The organism is Bacillus sp. G402 (genome assembly GCF_051172515.1).
Taxonomy (GTDB): Bacteria; Bacillota; Bacilli; order Bacillales; family Bacillaceae; genus Bacillus; species Bacillus altitudinis.
Window position 1 is genome coordinate 314,433 of record NZ_JBPIZC010000003.1, and the last position, 23,557, is coordinate 337,989.

Annotated in this window: 24 protein-coding genes and 1 pseudogene; 9 read left to right on the plus strand and 16 right to left on the minus strand. The window is 42.9% G+C overall.

All coding sequences use genetic code 11. The annotated features are described in order from the left end of the window. Nucleotides 1-70 precede the first annotated feature (70 nt). From ACSBQP_RS15130 to ACSBQP_RS15145, 4 genes and pseudogenes are all read right to left on the minus strand, one after another. Nucleotides 71-436 carry a VOC family protein gene (locus ACSBQP_RS15130; protein WP_008342155.1) on the minus strand — a complete coding sequence of 122 codons (366 nt, stop codon included), beginning with the start codon at nt 434-436 and terminating at the stop codon, nt 71-73. 100 nt (nt 437-536) lie between these two features. Further along, nucleotides 537-671 (minus strand): amino acid permease C-terminal domain-containing protein, encoded by a 135-nt coding sequence (locus ACSBQP_RS15135; RefSeq protein ID WP_435028597.1) that lies wholly within the window; start codon nt 669-671, stop codon nt 537-539. Nucleotides 672-695: 24 nt separating this feature from the next. Further along, a pseudogene (locus ACSBQP_RS15140) lies at nt 696-1,786 on the minus strand (amino acid permease); the annotation flags it as partial. Between the two features lie 199 nt (nt 1,787-1,985). Then, entirely contained in the window at nt 1,986-3,494 is a 1,509-nt protein-coding gene (locus ACSBQP_RS15145; protein WP_046342537.1) for a class I adenylate-forming enzyme family protein, read from the minus strand. 262 nt (nt 3,495-3,756) lie between these two features. On the opposite strand from ACSBQP_RS15145, the gene ACSBQP_RS15150 reads away from it, so the two are divergent. Beyond that, the gene (locus ACSBQP_RS15150; RefSeq protein WP_007498406.1) at nt 3,757-4,194 is read left to right on the plus strand and encodes a MarR family winged helix-turn-helix transcriptional regulator; all 438 of its coding nucleotides are present in this window, start codon (nt 3,757-3,759) and stop codon (nt 4,192-4,194) included. A 21-nt stretch (nt 4,195-4,215) separates the two neighbouring features. Here the strand turns inward: ACSBQP_RS15150 and ACSBQP_RS15155 are convergent, their stop codons facing one another. The 4 genes from ACSBQP_RS15155 to ACSBQP_RS15170 all read right to left on the minus strand — a co-directional run bounded on the left by ACSBQP_RS15155 (nt 4,216) and on the right by ACSBQP_RS15170 (nt 8,707). Continuing rightward, the gene (locus tag ACSBQP_RS15155; RefSeq protein ID WP_035390568.1) at nt 4,216-5,349 is read right to left on the minus strand and encodes a zinc-dependent alcohol dehydrogenase; all 1,134 of its coding nucleotides are present in this window, start codon (nt 5,347-5,349) and stop codon (nt 4,216-4,218) included. Between the two features lie 161 nt (nt 5,350-5,510). Further along, nucleotides 5,511-6,533: a quercetin 2,3-dioxygenase gene (locus tag ACSBQP_RS15160; RefSeq protein ID WP_025206682.1), complete on the minus strand. Its 1,023-nt coding sequence runs from the start codon at nt 6,531-6,533 to the stop codon at nt 5,511-5,513. A gap of 80 nt (nt 6,534-6,613) precedes the next feature. Then, nucleotides 6,614-7,177, minus strand: coding sequence for a TetR/AcrR family transcriptional regulator (locus tag ACSBQP_RS15165; RefSeq protein ID WP_008342160.1), 564 nt, complete (start codon nt 7,175-7,177; stop codon nt 6,614-6,616). Between the two features lie 45 nt (nt 7,178-7,222). Continuing rightward, nucleotides 7,223-8,707 (minus strand): amidase, encoded by a 1,485-nt coding sequence (locus ACSBQP_RS15170; protein WP_435028563.1) that lies wholly within the window; start codon nt 8,705-8,707, stop codon nt 7,223-7,225. A gap of 188 nt (nt 8,708-8,895) precedes the next feature. Between ACSBQP_RS15170 and ACSBQP_RS15175 the strand changes: the two genes are divergently transcribed. After that, on the plus strand, nt 8,896-10,509 hold the full coding sequence (locus ACSBQP_RS15175; protein WP_317328528.1) for a S8 family peptidase: 1,614 nt from the start codon (nt 8,896-8,898) through the stop codon (nt 10,507-10,509). A 37-nt stretch (nt 10,510-10,546) separates the two neighbouring features. Here the strand turns inward: ACSBQP_RS15175 and ACSBQP_RS15180 are convergent, their stop codons facing one another. Continuing rightward, nucleotides 10,547-11,083: a DUF402 domain-containing protein gene (locus tag ACSBQP_RS15180; RefSeq protein WP_435028564.1), complete on the minus strand. Its 537-nt coding sequence runs from the start codon at nt 11,081-11,083 to the stop codon at nt 10,547-10,549. 114 nt (nt 11,084-11,197) lie between these two features. On the opposite strand from ACSBQP_RS15180, the gene ACSBQP_RS15185 reads away from it, so the two are divergent. Then, entirely contained in the window at nt 11,198-11,404 is a 207-nt protein-coding gene (locus ACSBQP_RS15185) for a hypothetical protein (RefSeq protein ID WP_435028565.1), read from the plus strand. Between the two features lie 59 nt (nt 11,405-11,463). Here the strand turns inward: ACSBQP_RS15185 and ACSBQP_RS15190 are convergent, their stop codons facing one another. Further along, nucleotides 11,464-12,000: a GNAT family N-acetyltransferase gene (locus ACSBQP_RS15190; RefSeq protein WP_008342165.1), complete on the minus strand. Its 537-nt coding sequence runs from the start codon at nt 11,998-12,000 to the stop codon at nt 11,464-11,466. 211 nt (nt 12,001-12,211) lie between these two features. On the opposite strand from ACSBQP_RS15190, the gene ACSBQP_RS15195 reads away from it, so the two are divergent. Next, on the plus strand, nt 12,212-13,429 hold the full coding sequence (locus tag ACSBQP_RS15195; protein WP_024719029.1) for a multidrug effflux MFS transporter: 1,218 nt from the start codon (nt 12,212-12,214) through the stop codon (nt 13,427-13,429). 13 nt (nt 13,430-13,442) lie between these two features. Here ACSBQP_RS15195 and ACSBQP_RS15200 read toward each other — a convergent pair whose 3' ends face one another. The 4 genes from ACSBQP_RS15200 to ACSBQP_RS15215 all read right to left on the minus strand — a co-directional run bounded on the left by ACSBQP_RS15200 (nt 13,443) and on the right by ACSBQP_RS15215 (nt 15,434). Then, the gene (locus ACSBQP_RS15200; protein ID WP_017360401.1) at nt 13,443-13,613 is read right to left on the minus strand and encodes a hypothetical protein; all 171 of its coding nucleotides are present in this window, start codon (nt 13,611-13,613) and stop codon (nt 13,443-13,445) included. Beyond that, a complete protein-coding gene (locus tag ACSBQP_RS15205) occupies nt 13,610-14,197 on the minus strand; it encodes a DUF1700 domain-containing protein (protein ID WP_035390581.1) in 588 nt (195 codons plus the stop codon). Before ACSBQP_RS15205 ends, ACSBQP_RS15200 begins: the two co-directional genes overlap by 4 nt. Next, nucleotides 14,190-14,507, minus strand: a complete 318-nt coding sequence (locus ACSBQP_RS15210; RefSeq protein ID WP_017366535.1) for a PadR family transcriptional regulator — start codon at nt 14,505-14,507, stop codon at nt 14,190-14,192. Before ACSBQP_RS15210 ends, ACSBQP_RS15205 begins: the two co-directional genes overlap by 8 nt. 96 nt (nt 14,508-14,603) lie before the next feature. Further along, nucleotides 14,604-15,434, minus strand: a complete 831-nt coding sequence (locus ACSBQP_RS15215) for a YitT family protein (protein ID WP_235675428.1) — start codon at nt 15,432-15,434, stop codon at nt 14,604-14,606. 336 nt (nt 15,435-15,770) lie between these two features. Between ACSBQP_RS15215 and mmuM the strand changes: the two genes are divergently transcribed. The 3 genes from mmuM to ACSBQP_RS15230 all read left to right on the plus strand — a co-directional run bounded on the left by mmuM (nt 15,771) and on the right by ACSBQP_RS15230 (nt 18,893). After that, a complete protein-coding gene (mmuM, locus tag ACSBQP_RS15220) occupies nt 15,771-16,709 on the plus strand; it encodes a homocysteine S-methyltransferase (protein WP_435028566.1) in 939 nt (312 codons plus the stop codon). Nucleotides 16,710-16,755: 46 nt separating this feature from the next. Further along, nucleotides 16,756-18,159: an S-methylmethionine permease gene (gene mmuP, locus ACSBQP_RS15225; RefSeq protein ID WP_435028567.1), complete on the plus strand. Its 1,404-nt coding sequence runs from the start codon at nt 16,756-16,758 to the stop codon at nt 18,157-18,159. 113 nt (nt 18,160-18,272) lie between these two features. Next, on the plus strand, nt 18,273-18,893 hold the full coding sequence (locus tag ACSBQP_RS15230; protein WP_108611531.1) for a hypothetical protein: 621 nt from the start codon (nt 18,273-18,275) through the stop codon (nt 18,891-18,893). A gap of 347 nt (nt 18,894-19,240) precedes the next feature. Here ACSBQP_RS15230 and ACSBQP_RS15235 read toward each other — a convergent pair whose 3' ends face one another. Both ACSBQP_RS15235 and ACSBQP_RS15240 read right to left on the minus strand, forming a co-directional pair. Next, complete coding sequence (locus tag ACSBQP_RS15235) at nt 19,241-19,723, minus strand: hypothetical protein (RefSeq protein ID WP_007498435.1); 483 nt, start codon at nt 19,721-19,723, stop codon at nt 19,241-19,243. A 109-nt stretch (nt 19,724-19,832) separates the two neighbouring features. Then, nucleotides 19,833-22,499 (minus strand): S8 family serine peptidase, encoded by a 2,667-nt coding sequence (locus tag ACSBQP_RS15240; RefSeq protein WP_435028568.1) that lies wholly within the window; start codon nt 22,497-22,499, stop codon nt 19,833-19,835. 242 nt (nt 22,500-22,741) lie between these two features. Between ACSBQP_RS15240 and ACSBQP_RS15245 the strand changes: the two genes are divergently transcribed. Both ACSBQP_RS15245 and ACSBQP_RS15250 read left to right on the plus strand, forming a co-directional pair. Next, entirely contained in the window at nt 22,742-23,200 is a 459-nt protein-coding gene (locus ACSBQP_RS15245) for a PTS sugar transporter subunit IIA (RefSeq protein ID WP_008342176.1), read from the plus strand. Then, nucleotides 23,197-23,526 (plus strand): PTS fructose transporter subunit IIB, encoded by a 330-nt coding sequence (locus ACSBQP_RS15250; protein WP_007498438.1) that lies wholly within the window; start codon nt 23,197-23,199, stop codon nt 23,524-23,526. Before ACSBQP_RS15245 ends, ACSBQP_RS15250 begins: the two co-directional genes overlap by 4 nt. Nucleotides 23,527-23,557: the final 31 nt, after the last annotated feature.

Below are 23,557 nucleotides of genomic sequence, written 5' to 3' on the forward strand. Positions count from 1 at the left end.
AGCATATTTTCCATTTTTCAGAAAATAAAAACACTCACAAAAAAACCTTCACAAGGGTGAAGGTCTTTATTTATTTCATATAATTCAGCACCCATATCAGACCATTCTTCCGATCTTGTACTTGTCCATGAAGTGCGCCAAAAAACGTATCCTGTAATTCTACAAGGACATCTCCGTCAGCTTCAAGCGCCTCGTATACAGCCTTTAACTCTTCCTCATTGTCAAACTGCATGATCAATCGAAGATTCTCCGGTTTTGGTGTGCGACCAAATGTATCTGAAAAGTGGAGCAGTGATTCTCCAAGGTGTAGCTCAGCATGCAATACACGGTCTTGATGTTCATTTAAGATACGAATATCTCCGCCAAAAATTCCTTGATAATATTGAAGAGATTCTTTGACGTCTTCTACGACAATATAAGGACTAACGCTGATCATTTCCCTCATCCTCCTCTTGTTCCGTTCATTATCTCTTATATAGCTTATCCCAAATCGTATGAAAAAAGGCACAAATCGTCAACGGATTTGCACCTTTTTCTCAAGCAGATTTCGCTAATTCACTATGTTTGTTAGAATATGCTGCGTACATGACGACACCGATCATCAGCCAAACCCCGAAGTACAGCCATGTCCGGCCTGGTAAATTGAGCATCAGGAACACACAACAGCCCATCGAGATAATTGGCAAAACCGGTACAAACGGAACCCGGAATCCCCTTTCCAGCTGTTTATGTGTCTTTCTCAAAATGAGTACGGATAAGCTCACCATCGCAAACGTTAATAATGCACCGATATTGGCTAGGTTGGACAGATCCTTCAAATCAATAAACCCTGAAATAACAGCTGTCATCCCGCCAATCACCCATATACTGGCAACAGGTGTATCACTTTTGTTTGTTTTTGAAAACACTTTAGGCAAGAGCCCGTCCCGCCCATCGCAAAAGCAATTCGAGTTGCCGCATAATTATTGGCGAAAATCACAGCCATCAATCCAATCACAGCACCGACAGAAATAATACCAGCCACGCTATGTTGATGGACACTTTGCAATACATAAGACATTGCCTCTGTCACATTCAACTTCGTATAGTGCACCATGCCTGTCATGACCAAACAAACGACAATATAAATGATCGTACAAATGAGCAATGAACCAATAATACCAATTGGCAGGTTCCGCTGTGGATTTTTCACCTCTTCTGCAGAAGCTGAAATGGCATCGAATCCTAAAAAGGCAAAAAACACAGCAGCGGCACCAGCAATAATCCCTTCCGTACCAAACGGCATGAACGGCTGCCAATTGGCTGGCTCTACATAAAAACCACCTACTACAATGAAAAGAACAATAATGCCAAGTTTCACAAACACCATGATATTATTGAATTTTTTACTTTCTTTCGTTCCTCTAGATAGGATCCACGCAATGAGTAAAGCAATGATAATTGCTGGCAAATTCATATATCCGCCTTGTTCTGGACCAGCTAAAAATTGATGTGGAATTGAGATTCCAAACCCCTCCAGCAAGCTGTTAAAATAACTCGACCAGCCACTCGCTACAGCTGAAGCAGTCAGCATATAAACAGATAATAACGTCCATCCCATGAGATGACCTACGAGCTCACCCATTGTGGTATATGAATAAATGTACGCACTGCCGAACACAGGCAGCGCAGAAGCCATTTCTGCATAACAAAGTGCTGCTAAACTGCACACAATCGCTGCGATCGCAAAGGAGAAAATAACAGCCGGTCCTGCATCCTTAGCTGCTGTAATTCCGGTTAACACCATGACCCCCGTCCCAATCACAGCCCCTATGCCAAGGAGCGTGAGATCGAGCCCGCCCAGTGTTTTCTTTACCTTTTGCTGTCTGCTCTGTTCTAACAAATCGTGAATGTGTTTCTTACGAAGTATATGTCGCAAACCCTTTCCCTCCAAAACGTTAGAAAAACAAAAAAATCATTCAAATTTCATTATAGCAGAATAGGTCCTACGCATTCACAACCAATTCACGTAAATCTTTCTTCATGATTTTACCAAGTTTATTTTTTGGCAGATCCTGCGTGAAATGAATGGATGGCACTTTGTAATCTGCTAAACGTTCCTTGCAGTAATTCAACACATCTTCTTCGCAGAAATCGACAGATTCGTCTTTTACGATATACGCACTTGGTACTTCGCCATATAAGTCATCTGGTACCCCAATGACAGCAGATTCAATTACACCTGGAATTTGATCAATGACCTCTTCCACTTGGTCAGGATAAATATTATCCCCACCGTATAGAATCACATCTTTGTATCTCCCTGTGATGTAAAGAAAACCGTCTTCATCCAGATAGCCTGCATCCCCCATATGGAACCAGTCATCTTTGAGCACTTTCTCTGTCGCTTCAGGTTGATGATAGTAGCCTAAGAAATAAAATGGGCTTCTCATGACGACCTCACCAATTTCTCCAGCTGGGAGCGCCTCCTCTGTCTCAGGATGCACGATTTTGACTTCTACATCCGGATCCACTTTACCAGCAGAGCCCATCTTATCCTCACCCATCGCTGGATGCCACGCACTCACAACCCACGCTTCTGTACTTCCGTAGCCATGCATCATCTGAATGCCTACTTCTTTGTAATCTTTAATTAAGCGTACCGGTACCTTCGTACCACCAGAAATCGCAATTTCAAAAGATGAGAGATCGTACGAACCGCGCTTCATTTCTTCTAGCATGTACGTATAAGCTGATGGGAAAGCCATCATAAACGTAATTCTTTCTTTCTCAATCGTTTCTAAAATGCGTTTCGGTGTTGCATCATGTAAGAAGACTAACGTATACCCTTCAATTGCAGCTGCAATCAAGTGATTAATAGAACTCATATGATACAGCGGATGACTTGCCAAGTACCGTTTTCCTTTCAGATCAAATCCTCGATTCCCACGTCTTGTTAAAAATTGATAGATTCGTCCATGTCCGACCATACAGCCTTTTGGATTACCTGTTGTACCTGAAGTGAATAAAATCATGGCCAAATCTTCTTCTGATACCTGTTCAGCAAGATCACTTCCATCATTAGACGCCAATATGTCTTCAAACAGCTGTGTTGTTTTCGCATTGACACCAGATTCCACCATGAGACAATCTTCTAAAGACACATTCACTGCCGCAATAATGTCACGGAATTCACGGTCAAAAAATAAAGCCTTTGGCTCTGCTTTTTTCAAGATACCTTCTAGCTCAAAAGAGGTAAGCTGCCAGCTAAGCGGTACGGCGACTGCACCTGCTTTAATGGCTGCCAGCATAATCGTAGAAAAGTGATGATGGTTTTGACAAATAAAGCACACCCGGTCACCTTTTCGAATTCCTTTACGATGTAAGTAATGCGCTAGCTGATCAATGCGTTTTGCATATTCTTCAAATGTATAAGACACACCTCCGCCAGTTACCGCTTCAATTTGTGAAGAGCGTTCCATTCTGTCGTTTAGTAATGCCTGTAAAGTATTCAATATCTTCATCTCCAAACGTTTGATGTCCAATAGCCAATTTCCAGTGAATTGGATTGGCAGATTTTATCTCATTCACATTCTAAAATAAAAAAAGGTGAAAGTAAAATCATTTCATTTTGGAATTGTTCCTTTTATTAATTGATAATATAGGTAATTTTATAGCCGTCTTCCATTTTGGTTTAAATGATGATGCTTATTATGATAAGATAGACCTAGTAATTGATCGGAAAATGCGAATGCAATAGGAAAAGAGGTATGGAGAATGCAACATTTCGAGCTAGAGGCAAGTTTGTTAGACCATGCACTGACAAAGTATTTAAAGGCGACGAAACGAATAGATGAAGAGAATATCCCGAAAAACGTCACGAATGTAAAAGGGTTTATTTTACGCATCATCTACCGCCATCAATCATGTACTGTAAAAAATATTCTGCAGGAAGTTTCATTATCTCCCTCCGCAACAACAACCGCTCTCAATCACTTAGAAGATGAAGGGCTGATTATCCGCTCTAGAAATAACAATGACCGCCGTACGGTATGGATTACACTCTCTGAATCAGGTGAACAAATCGCCAGACAAATGATCGACAATCGTCAGCTGCTTGTCAATCAACTGTTCAATCACCTATCAGAAGAAGATAAAAAAACATTTTTTGAATTAATCGAAAAAATGATGGACGAGCGCACATTAAAGGCTTAGGAAATATCCTAAGCCTTCTTTTTATGGCTTTAAGATGACTTTTATACAATCATCTTGTTTTTCATTGAATATGTGATACGCATGAGCTGCATCATCTAGCGGTAATTGATGTGTGATGATCGCTCTAGGATCAATTTCCCCGGTTGTCACTTTTTGATAAAGCTTTGACATGTACCCTCTCGCCGGTGCCTGTCCCATTTTCAGCGTGACGTTTCTTGCGAAAAAAGCACCTAATGGGAACATATTGTAAAGACCTCCATACACACCCGTCAGCTGAACAGTCCCGCATTTCCTCACAGCTTTTGTGGCAATTTGAATGGGCCCTATCGTTCCGCCTTGCAGCTTGAGCTTCTGTTCAATCTTTTCAAGCGGTGACTTTTTTCCATCCATCCCCACACAATCAATGACAACATCCGCCCCGCCTTTAGTGAGCTCTTTTAGGGTTTCTCCCATGTCAGGGTCTTCTGTAAAATCAAATACTTCTACGCCGCTCATTCGTTTTGCATGATGTAGACGGTAGTCAATGTAATCAACAGCAATGACCCGCTCTGCGCCCTTTTGCCAAGCAAATTGCTGTGCCATTAACCCAACAGGTCCACACCCCAGCACAATGACTGTATCCCCCTTTTTTACACCTGCGTGTTCTACACTCCAATAAGCAGTTGGCAGAACATCTGATAAAAACAGCAATTGTTCATCCTCTAGCTCACAATCATCCGGCACCTTAAATGGTGTATAGTTTCCAAAGGGCACACGTAAATATTCAGCCTGTCCTCCGGGGTAATTCCCATATTTCTCACTGTATCCAAAAAGTCCGCCTGAATCATAATGAGGATTTGAGTGATCGCATTGACTTTCTAAATGGTGATGGCAATACTGGCATTGACCACACGCCACGGTAAATGGAATAACGACACGATCTCCCTTTTTCACCGCAGTGACATCCGGCCCGACTTCCTCTACCACCCCCATCGGTTCATGCCCAATCACATAGCCGATAGGAAGCGGGAAATTCCCTTGATATAAATGTAAATCTGACCCACAAATAGCTGTAGATGTTATCCGAACGATGACATCTTCACGATCTTGTATGGATGGTGCAGCTACTTCCTTTACCGCAATGCGGCTTTTCCCTTGATAGGTGACAGCTCTCATTTGCATTTCCTCCTTTAGTTCAAGTCATCATTTCTATAGCTTCACCTTGAATGGATGGTTCATACATATGAATAGGGATGCTGTTCCACAAGGGAAAACAAAATAACCCGCCGATTGATTCGACAGGCTGTTTATTCAAATCTGTGTAACGCGTTACACAGCTATTTTTCTTCGACAAACACCAAATCATACTGAGCAGAGGTCTCCCCATCCTCCATCATGTCCCCTTCCTGTATAAAATAAGGGCACATACCTGGACTTTGTGCTTCTTCAAATTGTTCAAACACTTGCTCAATATAGCCAGGCAGCAGCAAAACCAACATTTTATTTGAATGAGACACGAATTCATACGAGTGAACGGTATTCGGAGGAATATAGGCAAAATCCCCTGGCATCAAGCAAATATTTTCTCCGTTTAACTGAAGATTGATTCTGCCTTCAACACAATAAAGTGCTTCTGTATGCATTTCATGATAATGCGAACGTAACCCTTTTCCCTTTGTCCCTTCAATCACAAAATAACTAAATCCGTCTCCTGTTGTTTCCGTTGTCGCAATCAGCTCATGAAGCTGACCTTCGACCATGTATTGCTTTCCTTCACCAGCCTCCAGCACATATGGCTGCACTGCGCGCGGGAGCTGACTATGAAACAAAACAGCTGGCTTGGTTGTATTGGATAGCTCCCTAATGCCATGCATCAACATGATATCGCTTTCTTTTTCAGCCTGATGAAAGCTGTCTGCATCAAATGGGTGATCAGTCATCGGCCATTCATTCTGCAACAGCCTCTTTCCGATTTGCTGATAGACATCTGTCATTTGCCCGCCCAGTGTATAAGAAATAAACCTTGTTTTGTGACTATGCATTCTATAGCCATGAATTGTTTTGGGCGGAATATGAATATAATCGCAGGCCGTCACCATATACTTTTTACCGTCCAGTATCACTTCCAGCTTCCCTTCCAGCACAAAGATGGTTTCAAATAGCGTCTCATGACAATGCAGCGGAAAGTAAGCACCTTTCCCACCTGTGATTAAGACAAGCTCAAACAGTTGATTTGTTTGATTTGCTTCTGCCAGCACATGTACAAGCTGATTTTCCAAACCATACAGCTCCCCCGAACCGGACACGGTATAAAAAGAGGTATCTTCGGATTGCTTGATCGATTGTGGTTGCTCCGACATCCCATCACTCCTCATGACTAATTGACTATCTTTATTATATAGACCAATTGATATAATAGATAGGCAATATGCGAGAGATTTTACTCTTCTCGCATAAATAAGTGTCTAAGGTAACATTTTACGTGCTCTAAAGGTGTCGTTTGCTTTAATGCAGTAGTCATTGATAATCCGCCGATGACCATTGAATGAAGGAGAGATGCCCGCTCATCCGCTTTTATTTCATCATATCCGCTATTCATCAGCTTTTCTTTGACAAGCTCTTGCCAGCGGATCATTTCTTGTTTGCATGCAGCATGAAGTTTTGTATGTTCAGGTTTTGACTCTGCCGCCAGTAAGACAATCGGTATCCCTCTTTCACTTTCTTGCTCCATAAAACCTCGAATTATATTTGTCATAAAATGATCGACGGCGACATATGGGTCATCAGAATAGGCAAAGCTTGCTTCAATTTGATCGATGACCCTTTGACTCATATATTCAACGGCTGCTATGGCCAGCTCTTCTTTTCCATTTGGAAAGTAATAATATAGAGATCCTTTCGGCGTGCCGCTCTCTCTAATGATTTGATTCAACCCTGTCGCATGATACCCCTGTTTACGTAAAAGAAGTGCGGCCGTTTGAATGATTTTGTCCTTCGTACTCACGTGTGACACTCCTTTCCTCCATAGACCAACGTCGATGCCATTGTATTATTGATTCAGTAATGGATGCGTTCCTTTCCATAATGAGGATGATTCTATTTCTGACGCCAGTCTGAGCAGCCAGTCCTCTTTTCCTTTCGGTGCTGTCACCTGTACGCCTAAAGGCATGCCTGCTTCTGTGAGATGAACTGGCACACTCATAGATGGCTGGCCGGTTAGGTTAGCCAGCTGTGTAAATGGTGTGTAGGTCAAACTCTTGAGGAACATTTCATAAATCAGATCTTGCTGTGCTTGCATTGAAAGGGATGACACACGTAACAATGCAGAGATTTCTTGATCGTTATGCATCAGCTCGCCAACCTTTGGAGCCGAATAGGCAGTAGCTGGGGTCACATATAGATCGTAGGTTTGATGAAATGCGGCCATTTTTGCAGCGGCCATATCCCATGCATCAAGACTTTCTGTATAAGCAGCAGCTGTCACATTTTTTCCTGCTTCCGCCAGTACCCATGCCACAATATCTGTCTCCTCAGGCTTCACCGGACGCCCGAATGAACGAGCCAGAGAGGTAAATAAGGCAGACATTTCACCGCTGTTCATGACATAATATTGCTTCATCAGATGGACACCATCAATGTTCGGCTTCGCTTCCTCTATTTGATGCCCTTGTTCACTCAGCCATTTCACTGTGTTCAAGACTGCCTGCCTTGCTTCCTCACTGACCTTCGTGCCTACTGGAGAGTCTACACTGTAAGCAATTCGCATAGAAGAGGTTCGTTTCACCAAATCCTCCTGATAGCTGCCGTCATATAATGGCGTTTGGAACGCAGCCTCTGGCTGAATGACTTGAAGCAAATCAAGCAGGGCTGCACTGTCTCGAACTGTTTTTGTGAGCGTAAAGTCAATGGAAGCCCCTTGCCACTGCCTTCCTGCACCCGGGCCGACCGGTGTTCTCCCCCTTGTTGGCTTGAGTCCAAATAAACCAGTAAAGGATGCCGGAATCCGAATAGACCCTCCGCCATCACTCGCTCCACCCGCCGGTACGATGCCGCTTGCCAAAGCTGCTGCCGTCCCGCCGCTTGAACCGCCCGGAGAATAGTCAGCATTCCAAGGGTTTCTCGTCGGACCATATAAAGAGGGTTCTGTCACATTTCGCAATCCGAATTCAGGTGTGTTCGTATGACCGATCATGAGGAGCCCAGCCTGCTTCAATCGACGGACAAAGTGGGAATCTGTTTGCGCCTTTACATCCTTTAACAGCAAAGCACCCGCCGTCAAAGGTTCATGCTCCAGCCCCTGCGATATATTTTTCAACACAAACGGAACACCAGCAAACGGCTGATCCGCATCTAGTGACTTCATGTCTTTGAACACTTGATCTCGCCTTGTCTGAATCACCGCATTTAGTAGTGGATTCACTTCTTCCAATCTAGCAAATGCAGCTTGTACAAGCTCTTCGGGCGTGACCTGCTTTTTCTGCACAAGTGACGCCAGTCCCGTCGCATCATACGTCATATACTCTTTTACATTCATCGGCATGTCCTTCTTTCTCATATTATGATCTCTCTATTGTCTACTAGAATTCTATGAAATTCAATTTCGGGATACATGTGAAAAAAACTTTCTTTCTAGACTATGATTCTTCTAACCATCCATCTTATTTCTCCGATATAATAAAGAAAAAAAGACGGAGGTCACCTCATATGCAAGGAGCCATTGCCTTGAAAAAGAAAATCGTCGTGGTCATCGCGTTTCTTCTTGCTTTGACAACTGCTTTGCCCTTCCATTCGCAGGCAGTTGCACCACCAAAAGAAACAGATGTCATCATCGTCTATAAAAATCAAAAAGGAAAACAGACGGCTATTCAAGAAAGTGAAAAAGTGAACGCTCAATACATACATCTTCCAGCTGTAGCAGTGACAGCAGATGAGCAAGCTGTCACCTCACTTAAAAAAGACCCAAACATCGCTTATGTTTCAAAAAACGTTAGGGTCAAACTCGCTTCTTCTACCGTGAAAAAAACGGCTGCTGCTACTGGTCAGGATGCTTTGGTACAAAAATCTTATAACTTGCAGAAGCTCAATGTAAAGCAAGCAATCAAAGAAGGTGTGACAGGGAAAAATGTGAAAGTAGCCGTTCTCGATACTGGTATTTTCCCACATGAAGATTTAAAGGTAGCCGGCGGTAAATCATTCGTCAATTACACGTCTTCTTATAAAGATGATGAAGGACATGGAACACATGTCGCCGGTACAATTGGGGCGCTCAACAATGATTACGGTACGGTCGGCGTCGCTTCTGGTGTGAAGCTGTATGCTGTAAAAGTATTAGATAAAAAAGGAGAGGGCGACTTATACAGTCTGCTCCGAGGCATTGATTGGGCGATTAGCAATAAGATGGACATCATCAACCTAAGTCTAGCTTTTGAAGATAACATTCCGATTTTACGTTCAGCAGTTGATGAAGCATATAAAAAAGGACTGCTGGTCGTTGCTGCAAGTGGAAATGATGGAAAGAAGAATGGGATTAGTTATCCTGCCGCATACAATAGCGTCATTGCTGTTTCCGCAACGACTGACAAAGACAAACTCGCCTCCATCTCTAATACGGGGAAAGGAATTGAATTTTCCGCTCCCGGCGAGAACGTCATCAGTACCTATTTGAAAAATGAATATTGGTATGCCACGGGTACATCACAAGCGGCACCGCATGTCACAGGGATGCTGGCGCTGTTAAAACAGCTACATCCTAAGAAAACAAATGTTCAGCTCCGCACTTTATTGCGCAGCTATACAGTGGATCTTGGCGCAAAAGGAAAAGATCCACAATTCGGCTATGGCCGCGTGCAATATGTGCCGCAGTCAACCTTTTTAAAGGCTGCGACAAGCGCAGTCAAGACAGCCGAAACATCTAAAAAACAAACAGATGTTGATCAAGCCAAAACGAAAATTGGCAGACTCACTGCCAGCAAGCAAAAAACCGCACTCACTGACCGAGTCAAAAAAGTCCAAACAGCCATTGATATTCGTGACGCACGAGCGAAGGTCAAATCAGCTGAAAAAAATAAAACCCAAGGCTCGATTAAAAGTGCCCAAACGGCTATTAAAAAGCTATCCAAAGGCAAAGAAAAAACAAGCCTGCAAAACCGGCTCGACAAAGTCAAAAAACAAGTCGCCTATCAAAAGAAAGTGACAGATGCCAAACAAAAAGTTAAAAAAGCCGAAGCCAAACGAACAAAGAAAACAAAAGCAACCGCTCAAAGTGCGGTCAAACAACTAAAAGCATCTAAAACAAAAACTGATTTACAAAAACGAATCAACCGGATCAAGGTTTGATAAAAAAACGATTCCTTTCAGCAAGGAATCGTTTTTTCTATTTCAACATCTTCTGAAACAGGGTGTGATGATATTTCCCTTTCGCATCCAGCCTCACTTGATCGAGGATGTGCGCTAACGAATGGATGACATCACGGAGTGCCCGATGAACCGAGCCCTGCTCAAAGGAAGCTAAACTCTCCGGCAGTTCATCTTCATCCAAAACAAAGAAATCACCATTCGGAAGAACGAGTAGATCAATCAATAAATCTTCAAAAACAACTGTCCGTTCTTCAAACCATGTATGTCTGACGATATTCAAATAAGAGCCAAGTTCATTGCCTTGATCATCCCGCCAAAAATAGACATTATAAGGCCGGTCCCTCCAATAATAGGCGGTCGTATAACTCCCTTTTGGAATCGTGACAGTACCATCACCAGCAACCATTGTAAATGGTTCTTGAATTTTATGAAACAACACGACTTGCTGCTCCTGTGCGTCTAACAGCTGACACGTATGTTCCACAACCTGATCATCGTATTTGATTTTTCTCTCGATTACGTCATCCCAAGAATTTGCATATAGCGGAAACAATCGGTCACAACCCCTTCTGCATCTACTTCTTATTCTAGTATACACTGCTTTCTTTTGAAGAAATAAAGGTTCACTGCTGCTGCCTATGGAAGACATATGGTGAGGTGAAAACAAATGAACGGAATCACAATCATCGAAACCGTAGCAAAACTCGGACAAATCATCTTGGTTTTTTGTGGCTATGCCCTTTACTGGCGGCTTGTGAAAACGAAAAGAGATCGAAAGCTAACCCCTTATGAACATGTGTTGAAATTCTTTGTCATGTTCGGGTTAATCTCTTGGTGCTTTTCATATATGGCACTGAACGTATGGGTGTCATGAGAAAAAGGAAGAGTCCCGTCCATGCAGGACATACTCTTCCTCTTCTTATTCGGTGTATATTATGAGCCAGCCGGCTGTTCTTTTTTAATCACATACTGATAGCTCTTCACATGCGTCCCATTTTGATTCACAAATTCTTTATCAAGTGCCCGTTCAAAGCCCATTCTTTCATATAAACGAATGGCGGCCTGCATTTTATCCGACGTATGAAGGTACAGGACGTTCTCGCCCCACGATTGCGTCAGTTCTATACTTTTACGCAACAATGACTCTGCAATGCCTTTTCCTCTCACATCAGGATCTACCCCTAAAAACCGGACAATCGCTGAAGTAATGCCCATCTCCGGCTTGTCATATGCCTGTTCTGATGATCGAAACATTTGAAGGGTTCCCACGACCTTGCCCTCAAGCTCGGCCACAAGCATCAACTCCATGTTTGGGTTATCTACAGCCGCTCGCAGGGCTGCAGAATAATTTTGCCAGCCTTCCTCTGTAAATTGAGGCTCATACTGTGCGTATGATTTGATCAACACATGTGTGATCGCCTCATGATCTTCGCTCACCGCTTGACGAATGATCAACTCTTGCTGCTCCATGCCAGCACCTCCTGTTTGTCTATGAATGGATATACGTATCATGCAATCACTGCATGCCGATGATCTGATTCTTTTCTCTACTCATTCAATGTAAAGAGTCTCCTTCGAAAGATCAATGATTTTGCACGAAAACTCCTTTGAAAATTTTGATTGAAATGGAAAGCTTGATTCATTATGCTGATTTGAGGACGTATACGAGGAGTGGCATCATATGAATTCTTTATCTTATCCCCAAGAATCGAAAAAAAATCGATTCCTCCTTGCCGCGCTTCTTGGCTCTTTAACAGCCCTGGCACCGCTGGCAATGGATATGTATTTACCTGCTTTACCTAATATCGCCCGTGACTTTGAAGCAAGCACGGCGCTGTCTCAGTTAAGTCTCATGGCTTGTTTGATTGGACTTGCGCTTGGACAGCTGATTGCAGGTCCAATCAGTGATACAGTCGGCAGAAGAAAGCCGCTGATGGTTGGATTGATCATTTTTATTGCGGCCTCTCTTTTATGTACAGTGGTCACATCAATTTGGACATTCATTCTTTTAAGGCTGATTCAAGGACTTGCTGGTTCAGCAGGCATTGTCATTGCACGAGCCATCGTACGAGATCATTATGAAGGCTCAGAAATGACGAAATTCTTTGCTTTGCTCATGTTAGTCAACGGAGTGGCTCCAGCAGCGGCACCGATCGTGGGCGGACAAATGTTACGGTTCACGACGTGGCAGGGTGTGTTTGTTCTGCTAGGAATCCTCGGGGCACTCATGCTCCTAAGATCGATGTTTTCATTGAAAGAAAGCTTACCTGTGGAACGTAGACAGACTGGGGGCTTCAAACAGATCCTAGGTGCGATGAAAATTCTAGCGAGCGATCGACTCTTTGTCGGATATGCTCTCTCACAAGGACTTGTCTTCGCCGCCATGTTTGCGTATATCTCTGGATCACCGTTTGTATTGCAGGAGATTTTCAACCTTTCTCCGCAGGGCTTCAGCGCTGCCTTTGCGGTGAATAGTCTTGGCATCATCACAGCCGGACAAGTATTTGCCCGCGTTGCTGCGAAAATTGGTGAGGAGAAAGTCCTTCGCATCGGGCTGCTGACAGCTGCTTTAGGGGGCGTCACCTTGTGTGTGATGATCTCTATTGATGCAGGATTGTATGGCATTCTCATTCCGCTCTTTTTTGTGGTCTCAAGCGTTGGGATTGTCGGCACCTCTGCACCATCTCTTGCGATGCAGCATCACGGCGCACATGCTGGAAGTGCCGCTGCCCTCATCGGTGTGGCGCAAATGCTGCTAGGCGCTTGCATGACACCACTTGTCGGCTTAGCTGGTAGCCAGACTGCCTTTCCAATGGGGCTGATTATTATGCTCTGTGACCTTGGCGCACTTTGCTGTTATTTTTTCTTTGTTGCCAGAGCGAAAAAAAGACCCGCATAAGCGGGCCTTTCATTTATGGCTTGCTCCAATTGATCGTGCGGAACACATTGTACTGGTCATTATTTTGATATGCATCTAGGTCAAAGCCTGAAAGTCCAAAACCAATTGCCATGACAATTCCTCCGGCAACGGTGAAGATGATCCCCCATTTGATGCATTGCTTTTTTAAATCATTCACGTTCATACTCTCACGACCTTCTTTTTAAACATTCCCATGAATGCCTTAGTGGATTGAACAGTCCCTTGCACAAATAGCTTTGTCAAATACGCCGTGGCTATGCCGCTTAATAATCCGACACCTAATAGAAGAATACCAACTCCGATCTGCGTCACCACCACATGCAAACCGTCTTGAAAGATAAACGGAGAACCAATGATGCTCCAAAAACCGCCGAGCAGACCAACTAGCGTCATTGTACCTGTCACGAGTGGAATGCACCAAATCACCATATACACAGAAAGAATCAGCAGGAAGACTGTTGCTAGAATACTGCCCCATAACGGAAAGCCCAAAATGAGGATGGAGAGTCTTGTGGCTTTTTCTCCAAACGTCGGCACCTGAACGGTTTTGATTCCTTGTTCCTTCATAATCCCTTCAGCGATGATGGCAGGCTGACCGACTTGATGAACTGCCTCCTGTTCACTGTAGCCATCTTCCTGATAATCCTCGATCATTTCATCGTAATACTCGATGAACCGATCACTTTCTTTTTCGCCTAGACGATGCAGATGCTTCTCCAAGCTGGCTAAAAATTCTTTTTTATTCATTGCTCTGTCCTCCAGAAATAAAGTCGTAAATCGCCATCACTTGATCCCATTCCGCTAAAAACTGTGCCATATGCTCACGGCCACTTGTTGTCATCCGGTAGTATTTTCTTAATCGACTGTTATGTTCCTGTGAATAGGTCTCCACATAATTGTTTTGCTCTAACCGCTTTAATATCGGATATAATGTCGATTCTGAAATCTCAATACAATGGGACATATCTTTAATCATTTGATAACCATAGGAATCGCCTTTCTTTAATACCGCCAGTACACAGAATTCCAGTAATCCTTTTTTTAGTTGTGCATTCATGTTTACAACTCCTAACTATTTATACTATACAATACATAGTATGATGTGACAAGAGGTATAAAATATAAAAAAAGACCCTTTTGGGTCTTTTCGTTTTTATATATTCACAAATCCTTCTCCAAACACATCACGCACGTCATGGACAACAACGAATGCGTCTCGATCAATTTTCTTAATGATTTTCTTTAAACGCATCAGCTCCTGTTTTTGAATGACCGCATAGAGAATTTCCTTCGATTCCTTCGAATAATGACCGCGACCGTTTAAAATGGTCACGCCTCGATCCAAGGTGTGATTGATTTCTTCTGCAATATCATCTTTGCATGAAGAAATAATCGTGACCGCTTTTTTCGTGTTAAGCCCTTCTATGACGAAATCCATCACCTTAGTCGCCACATACAGCATCACAATCGTAAACATTAATTTTTCCGCACCAATAATAAAGTAAGAAGCAAAAACAACGATCAGATCAAAGAACAAGATGGCGTAGCTCACGTTCCAGTCTAGATACTTATTCGCAATTCGCCCAAGAATGGCAGATCCCGCTGTTGTACCACCCGCTCTTAAAACAAGACCAATGCCAATCCCAATGATAATCCCTGCGAAAATAGAACCAATGATCAATTCATGGACATTCACCACCCATGTAGTGGTCAAATGTAAAAATAGAGAGTTACTTGCGACAGCTATCACTGTGTAGATCGTGGTCTTCTTGTCCAAGTATTTATACCCCACAAGTAATAAAATCGCATTCAACACAAGGTTTGTCAGCCACGGCGCAATCTCAAACATATAGTAGAAAATGATGGACAGCCCCGTTACGCCGCCTTCACCAAACTCAAGTGGAATGACAAACATGTTCACAGCTGCAGCAAATAAAAAAGAACCGACTAGAATCATTGCAATATCTTTTACACATTTTTTCAATTTCTTCTTTCCTCCTTTTTTAAGCATATAAAAAACCCTCTTTCTGCACGAAAGAAGACAGTCGTTGGACAAAATAAAAATCAAAAGACGGCGCCTTTTGATGAAGCTTTCTGAAATGAACCTTTCCATAATATATATCTCTTTTTAGAGGCTGTCAATGACTTGGTTTTCTATTATTTCAACTGTATGTTTATGCACTCAAACCCGCATGTTTTCAGGGTTTTTCCGTCATACGATGCTTATTCCTCTCCTTGACAAAAACACTTTAGTCATTTAAACTACTGCCTCATATCATATCCATTATTTCCGATCGACAAAGGAGGCTGTTTGATTTATATGAATCCTATTCAAAGCCGTTTACAGGCTCACGCACCTTTGATTTTAGATGGTGCACTTGCAACGGAGCTTGAACGAAAGGGCTGTGATTTAAACGACAGTTTATGGTCAGCCAAAATCCTTATTGAACAGCCAGAATTGATTCAGCAAGTACACTTGGACTACTTCCAAGCAGGTGCTGACTGTGCAACAACAGCCAGCTACCAAACGACGATTGATGGCTTTGCTGAAAAAGGCTATACAAAAGAAGAAGCCATCGAATTAATGAAACGATCTGTCACGTTAGCAAAAGAAGCGTGCGAGCAGTTTTGGCAGGATGAGACACAACGTAAAGAGCGGGCAAAACCATTTGTCGCTGGATCTGTGGGGCCCTTCGGCGCTTATTTGTCTGATGGTTCAGAATATAAGGGAAATTACGGACTCACAGAACAGGCGCTCATTGATTTTCACAGACCAAGAATTCAAGCATTGGTAGAGGCTGGTGCAGATATTCTCGCTTGTGAAACCATCCCTTGTCTCATTGAAGCAATCGCCATCGCTAAACTGCTGGAGGATGAGTTCAGCGGTGTATATGCGTGGATTACATTTAGTGCAAAGGATGGTCGGCACATTAGTGAAGGAGATTTACTTAGAGACTGTGTACAAGCACTCGAGCCATATGAGCAGATCGCTGCTGTTGGCGTAAACTGTACACCACCGCAATATATGTCTTCTCTCATTCAGGAGATGAAAAAAGGGACGAGCAAACCGATTGTCGTGTATCCGAACTCAGGGGAATTATATGATCCTGAAGAAAAGGTTTGGAGCGGAGATACGTCTCACCATACATTTGGTGAATGTGCGCAGCAATGGTATAAAGACGGCGCACAAATCATCGGCGGCTGCTGCCGGACGACACCAGAGGATATTACCGATATCTTAAAACAGGCAACATCGTAGCATCATGACTCAACACACATACTTTTAAGCAAAAGGGCGGGAAGACATGGAACAAGCAAAAGATCAGTCACAACAATATCAACGAAAAATGACAAGCCGTCACCTGTTCATGCTTTCTTTAGGTGGCGTGATTGGCACAGGACTCTTTTTAAGTTCAGGATATACGATCAATCAGGCCGGACCTGCGGGAACGATTTTGGCTTATCTGGTTGGGGCATTAATTGTGTATCTCGTGATGCTCTGTTTAGGTGAACTGTCTGTCGCAATGCCGGTTACAGGCGCTTTTCACACATATGCAACAAAATACATTGGGCCCGGCACTGGCTATACAGTGGCTTGGCTTTATTGGCTGACATGGACCGTGGCACTTGGTTCAGAATTTACAGCGGCAGGTCTTTTAATGCAGCGCTGGTTCCCGGACACATCAGTTTGGATGTGGAGCGGTGTTTTTGCCATTCTCATCTTTTTACTCAATGCTTTTACAGTTAAGTTTTTTGCAGAATCGGAATTTTGGTTTTCTAGCATTAAAGTCATGGCTATTATTCTCTTTATTATCCTTGGCGGAGCCGCAATGTTTGGATTGATTCCACTAAAAGACGGTGAGGCCGCTCCGTTCTTCTCTAACTTCACTGGAGATGGGGGTCTCTTCCCAAACGGCTTTTTACCGATTTTAATGACCATGCTGGCTGTTAATTTTGCTTTTTCGGGTACTGAGCTGATTGGGATTGCTGCGGGTGAAAGCGTCAATCCAGATGAGACCATTCCCCGGGCGATTCGCACGACTGTGCTGCGCCTTGTCCTGTTTTTCGTCGGAACGATCGTGGTCTTAGCCGGCTTAATTCCAGTAGAAGAAGCCGGAGTGATCAAAAGTCCTTTCGTTGTGGTATTTGACCGCATCGGGATTCCTTATGCGGCAGATTTCATGAATTTTGTCATTCTGACAGCGATTTTATCTGCTGCAAACTCAGGGCTATACGCCTCATCTCGCATGCTATGGTCCCTTTCTGAAGAACGAACATTACCTAAAAAGCTGGCAAAATTGACGTCAAAGGGAATTCCTTTGAATGCACTCATTTTAAGTATGATTGGGGGCATTCTCTCTTTGCTATCGAGTGTCATCGCACCTGAAACGGTGTATCTGGTTCTTGTTTCAATCTCTGGACTCGCCGTTGTTGTTGTATGGATGGGAATTGCAGCTTCACAGTTCATGTTTCGCAAAAAATTCTTACAGGATGGCGGACAGCTTCATGATTTATCTTTCCGAACCCCGCTCTATCCGGTGGTTCCGATTGCTGCCTTCCTCCTATGCCTTGCATCTGTGATCGGCATTGCTTTTGATCCAAATCAGCGCATCGCTCTCATCTGCGGTATCCCTTTTATCGCACTCTGCTATGCTGCCTATTACGTGACAACATGGATTCAGAAAAAACGAGAAAACCCTGGTGTATAGCACCAGGGTTTTTTGTTTGCCCCAAAAAAGGATATCACTAGCAAAACAAAGACATTTTGGTATATGATAGGAATCTATGATTTTCAGGACGAATCAAGGGAGCTGTTTTTAATATGGAAATGACCATTACAAGAGCATTAAGTGAACTGAAAATGTTAGATAAAAGAATCAGCCGAACGATTGATGAAGCCGTACTCGGTGGTTTGATCATCGGGAAACACATACAGAACGGATTTCAAAATCAAGAAGAAGTAGAAAAAAAGGCAAAAGCAGATCACCAATCGATTCAAGCATTAATCAAACGCCGAAATGCCATTAAATCAGCCATCGTTGTGTCGAATGCTACGACAACGATTGAGGTGGCGGGTGTTAGCATGACCGTAGCAGAAGCCATTGAACGCAAGACATCCATAGATTACGATATTCGTTATTTACGAAAATTAAAAAAGGTCTACACAGAGCTGGTTGACCGGTCAGAACAAATCAATGAAGATGTGAAAAAGAGACTGGATCAGCATTTAGAAACACTATTTGGGAAAGATGGGAAAACACAAGCCGCTGCCAACCAAGAGATCGTCAAGTCATTCCTAGCTGAAAATGAGGCGGCGATCATTGACCCTCTTCGTCTTCGAGTGAAGATTGAACAACTTTCGAAAGAGATTGAAGATTTCCAAATGGAAGTGGATTTCTCCTTATCAGAAAGCAATACCTTGACCAAAATACAGATCGACTAGTCGCTTTTGTTAGTGAGCCGAAAATCGATAGGACTAAACACCTCCGAGGGAAAGGTCATTCCCTCCTCATCTGATGATCATCTTAGGATGATCCATGCTAAAAGCTCAAAGCTGAACGTTCAAAGCTGAAAGCTCAAGTATTCAAAGTTCTTATCCATCAAAGCTCAAGATGTAAAGCTCAATGCTCGATCGAATCTGGGGAGAAACGGCTCATGAGTGTTTGTTTATCGACTCTTTCGGTTGCCGCCCAGCAGGTTTGCTAACAAAAAGAAAAGGATGTCACTAGCTGACATCCTTTTTTTCTATGAAAACGACAGGGCTTGCGCCAAGTCACTTCTTCTAGCAGATTAGTAACGTGATGTATATGCCAAATGGTACACACTTGTCACATTTGAAGATAGCGTGATGTCGTTTGAAGTGAAAGTCACTGGAACAATATCGTAGTAATGTGTAGACCAGCCTGCATTATTGTATGTACGGTAGCCTGCACCTGCAGGAACTTGAATCGTTAGTGAAAATTGTCCATTCTCGTCTGTTGTACCTGTTGCTGTTTGAGCATACGATTTGATTGCTGCTTCAAAATAAAGCTGAATTGGCTGATTCGCCATGAGTTGACCACTTGTGTCCTTTAATGTTCCTTTAAAAGTAGCTGGATAATATGAACCTACACGATATTTACTGCCAGAACCGTAATTGACCATACCACCGTCTGCTGCTGTGACGCCTGTTACTTGTACGGATGCTGGTACTGCTCCTGTTTCCTCTGCATGTGCAAAGCTTGGGAAAACGAGAAGCAATGATAGAAAGAAAGCAAACATGATTTTTTTCATCGATAAATCCTCCTTTTTTTTCCTACTATATTACTATCGACAGTTATTGTCATTTTTCCAGTAAAAACAAAAAACTTCCCTTTTTATTCAAAAAAGGGAAGCTGCAAAACTATTTTTTCACAACAACTTTCACTGCTTTACTTTCTCTTTTTCTCACATCTGAAGCCGTCACATACAAGACGGTTTTGGCTTTTTGCGGCTTGATTTTAGCCGTAAATGCGCCTTTGCTATTGGTTTTGACCGTTTGAATGACTTTCTTTGACTTGTTCTTTACCTTGATTGTCAAGCCTGCACCCGCAGTTCCTTTGACCGTTTTACTTTTCACTGTTACTCGATTCACCTTTGGCTTAGCTGGTGCTTTGCCCTTTTTCACGACCGTTTTGAGCGAAGTCGCAGCCTTTCCTTTTGATATCTTGATGTGAAGCACTTTATTTTTGTTTTGATGCTTGATCTTCACACTAAAGGTTCCCTTTTTGCTTGCCGTGCCTTTTCCAAGCAGGGTTTTGCCTCTATACACAGAAATGGCAGCGCCGGCTTTCGCCTTTCCTGTCACCTTTTGATGCTGATCTTCTACTTTGTTAACTGATGCGTTTAATTCAACAGCACTTAACGCGGCAAAAGCATTGAGTCTGCCATGTCCAGTCATCCAATCGATACCCGGAATTTTCGGATCAACAACAGGCTCGTCATTTTCATCATAGAAAACGTCATCTGTTCCATCAACAGCTTTAAATGAAATATCATCCGCTGTATTTTGTAAAATATTTCTCACTTGATTTGGTTTCAGGGTTGGATTTTTAGAAAGCAGTAATCCTGCTGCTGCTGCAACATACGGTGTAGCCATTGATGTCCCGCTCAGGTATGAAACATTCCCATCAGGCATTAAGCTTGGAATATCAGACCCTGGTGCAGACATGCTTAATCCTTTCCCATAGCTTGAGAATTCAGCGGCAATATCCATGCGATTGCTTGCACCAACTGCCATGGCGTACTTGGAAGTCGCAGGATAACCCATTTCTGGAATGCCATCGTTTCCGCTCGCCACTACCACTAATACATTTTTTTGTGCAGCATAGTTCATCGCATATTCAATGACCTTGCTGTAGTAGCCGCCAAGGCTCATGTTGATGACCTTTGCACCTTTGTCCACTGCATGTTTAATGCCAAGAGCAATATGCTCTGTATCTCCATTTCCATACGCATCCAGTACTTTGACTGGGATGATACCTGTATGTTGGTTCAGCCCTGCCATGGAGTAATGATTGTCGGCTTTTGCTGCAATGATACCTGCCACATGGGTACCGTGGCCATTGTCATCAATTGCATCTTTATTACGGCCAATCAGATTAGCACCTAAGTCTGTGCGAACCGTTCCGCTTAAATCGGACAAACGGCTGTCGACACCTGTATCCACAACAGCAATTAACGTTTGCTTCATTTTGCTTGTGCCAATCAATGTATTCATTTGTTCAAACTTCACATCAGCGCCTTTTTTCCCACTGTTCTGCGCACTGTTTTTCAGCGGCCACTGGTAACCATACTGCGCGTCATTACTGAGCGCACGATACGTTTGTACAGGCTCTGCAAATTCAACATTCGGCATACTAGAAAGCTTTCTCGCCGTGCTTTTGATCACAGCTTTGCCTGCTTTAAGCGTTTTGCCAGCCGATTCTTGCCCTGCCGGTACATCGTAAACATACATTCCTTTAAATAAAGGATTTACTGACTGAGATGTCACACGGTTTTCTTGAATTCCGTAGCCTTTCATCTTCTTTTTTGCGGATTGAAGCGTTTGTCCATCCTTTAATTTAAAGATGATTTTGTTTGTGTTGACCTTTTCTTCTGGAACAAGCTTTTGTTTCTCTAATACATAACCGATCGATTTTCCTTCAAGCTGATCGATTCCTACTTTTTGTCCCACTGTTTCTAATTCCTTTTTTAGATAGGCTGGACTTGCCTCTTTGAGCATATCAAAAAGGGAACGGATCGCCTGTTGCTCTTTCTCTGTGACGATATGACCGCTGAATGCACCATTTTTCTCTACGTCATTCAGCAATGATTTTAATGTAAGCAAATGATTGTACACCGTTTGCTGCTTTTTTTGATTGTTGATGAGTTTAGATTTAAGAAACGGCTTTGTTTTTTGTAGCAGACGTGTAAGCTTCTGACCATCGGCTGTTTCATTGAATCGTTTGTCTTCGATCGTACGAATGGATTGAAGAATTTGACGTCCATGCTTTTTCTCAATAATGATGATCCCTAGCTCTTCTTCTTCAGGGAAAATCGGTTCAGATGGCGGAAGATTCGCGCCTTTATACCCGATTGTATATGCTGCATCCTCTTCCTCATCACGGCTGTCTTCCTCTGAACCTAAATACAGCACTTTGACATAGTAAGGACCTGACCATGCATGCGGGAAGTTGATTTCTGTCTCTCCACTTGCTGTGTCCACACGATATCTCGAATAAGTGTCATCCTTTATCGCTCTATCCTTACTTGGGTAGACCGATACAGATAACACTTGTTTGCTTTTGACAGCAATTTGCATATGTGTATGTTTTGCCACATCTTGTGCAGATGGCGTGATTTGGTACCATGACTCTTCTTTTTCATTCTGTAATGTACCTGAGATGACTTCACCATTTTTTAACCCAATGGCTTCATTGACACTTGTGCCCTTACTAACTGCTGATGCCTCGTACCCAGGTAATGCAGCCATACATAGAATGATAGCCATGAGTACAACCACACAGGATTTGACCTGCTTTTTAAACATGAAAAGACCCCCTTATCTTTTACAATACCTTGGAAGAATATCACAGAATCCCTTTTAGTAGAATCTGTTTTTGACATAATTAAACTCGTTTTAAGCTAGGATTTGAGATATTCAGATGGCTAGTCTGATCGCTTCATAAACTTTTTGCCATTTCAAACGGAAAATGATGCTATTTAACCATGTCGAAAAGTACATTACAATCGAATTGTAAGCGCTTAACAAACAAGAGAGAAGGGATCAGCTTGTTCCAAAAAGATCATGTTTTTACACAAGTAAACGGTCGATCAAAGAATGAGATTTTACAATACATTTCCGAGAAAGCTGAAGACCTTCACATTACAGATGATCAGTCAGGGTTATTAACAGATTTGTTGAAACGCGAAGACGAAGTCTCAACAGGACTTCAGCAAGGTTTTGCGATTCCTCATACAAAAAGCTCTGCTGTTCAAACGGCTTCACTTCTCTTTTTAGAACTTGAACAACCCATTGATTGGGGAAGCTTCGACGATTTGCCAACAAGCTATTTATTTACACTGCTCGTTCCACTAGAAGAGGCCAATGTCACACACCTCAAATTACTGTCTGGCATTGCCACAAGTTTAATGGAGCCTGCTTTCATCGAAAAGATTCAACCCGGTCAAACAGCAGACTATTATTACGAAGTCATTGAACAACAATTGAAAGAGGGGATTACACAATGAAAATTGTCGGTGTCACTTCATGCCCAGCAGGGTTAGCTCATACTCCAATGGCAGCAAAAGCATTAGAGAATGCGGGTAAACAGCTTGGACACGAGATTAAAATCGAGCAACAAGGAATTATGGGACAGGTGAATGGCATTACAGCAGAGGAAGCTAAGCAGGCAGACCTTTGCATTATTGCCTCCAATCAGCACATTAACGACGCTGAACGCTTCTCAGGTATTCCTACTGTTCGTGTCGAAATCGGACGCGCCCTAAAAAATGCCGAGCAAATCATCACAAAAGCCGTTGCGCTGGTTGAAAAGAAAAAATCTGAATCCCAATAAACAAGAGCAATGCCATATAGAAAGGAGCAAA

Bases quoted from the DNA above. Each gene is read 5' to 3' on its own strand.
- ACSBQP_RS15190 (WP_008342165.1), bottom strand. From the start codon at position 12,000: ATGGAGCAGCAAGAGTTGATCATTCGTCAAGCGGTGAGCGAAGATCAT.
- ACSBQP_RS15135 (WP_435028597.1), bottom strand. From the start codon at position 671: ATGGGCTGTTGTGTGTTCCTGATGCTCAATTTACCAGGCCGGACATGG.
- ACSBQP_RS15235 (WP_007498435.1), bottom strand. From the start codon at position 19,723: ATGAAAAAAATCATGTTTGCTTTCTTTCTATCATTGCTTCTCGTTTTC.
- ACSBQP_RS15230 (WP_108611531.1), top strand. From the start codon at position 18,273: ATGGAAATGACCATTACAAGAGCATTAAGTGAACTGAAAATGTTAGAT.
- ACSBQP_RS15210 (WP_017366535.1), bottom strand. From the start codon at position 14,507: ATGAATGCACAACTAAAAAAAGGATTACTGGAATTCTGTGTACTGGCG.
- ACSBQP_RS15150 (WP_007498406.1), top strand. From the start codon at position 3,757: ATGCAACATTTCGAGCTAGAGGCAAGTTTGTTAGACCATGCACTGACA.
- ACSBQP_RS15130 (WP_008342155.1), bottom strand. From the start codon at position 436: ATGATCAGCGTTAGTCCTTATATTGTCGTAGAAGACGTCAAAGAATCT.
- ACSBQP_RS15170 (WP_435028563.1), bottom strand. From the start codon at position 8,707: ATGAATGTAAAAGAGTATATGACGTATGATGCGACGGGACTGGCGTCA.
- ACSBQP_RS15200 (WP_017360401.1), bottom strand. From the start codon at position 13,613: ATGAACGTGAATGATTTAAAAAAGCAATGCATCAAATGGGGGATCATC.
- ACSBQP_RS15155 (WP_035390568.1), bottom strand. From the start codon at position 5,349: ATGAGAGCTGTCACCTATCAAGGGAAAAGCCGCATTGCGGTAAAGGAA.
- ACSBQP_RS15185 (WP_435028565.1), top strand. From the start codon at position 11,198: ATGAACGGAATCACAATCATCGAAACCGTAGCAAAACTCGGACAAATC.
- ACSBQP_RS15250 (WP_007498438.1), top strand. From the start codon at position 23,197: ATGAAAATTGTCGGTGTCACTTCATGCCCAGCAGGGTTAGCTCATACT.
- ACSBQP_RS15240 (WP_435028568.1), bottom strand. From the start codon at position 22,499: ATGTTTAAAAAGCAGGTCAAATCCTGTGTGGTTGTACTCATGGCTATC.
- ACSBQP_RS15195 (WP_024719029.1), top strand. From the start codon at position 12,212: ATGAATTCTTTATCTTATCCCCAAGAATCGAAAAAAAATCGATTCCTC.
- ACSBQP_RS15205 (WP_035390581.1), bottom strand. From the start codon at position 14,197: ATGAATAAAAAAGAATTTTTAGCCAGCTTGGAGAAGCATCTGCATCGT.
- ACSBQP_RS15160 (WP_025206682.1), bottom strand. From the start codon at position 6,533: ATGTCGGAGCAACCACAATCGATCAAGCAATCCGAAGATACCTCTTTT.
- mmuM (WP_435028566.1), top strand. From the start codon at position 15,771: ATGAATCCTATTCAAAGCCGTTTACAGGCTCACGCACCTTTGATTTTA.
- mmuP (WP_435028567.1), top strand. From the start codon at position 16,756: ATGGAACAAGCAAAAGATCAGTCACAACAATATCAACGAAAAATGACA.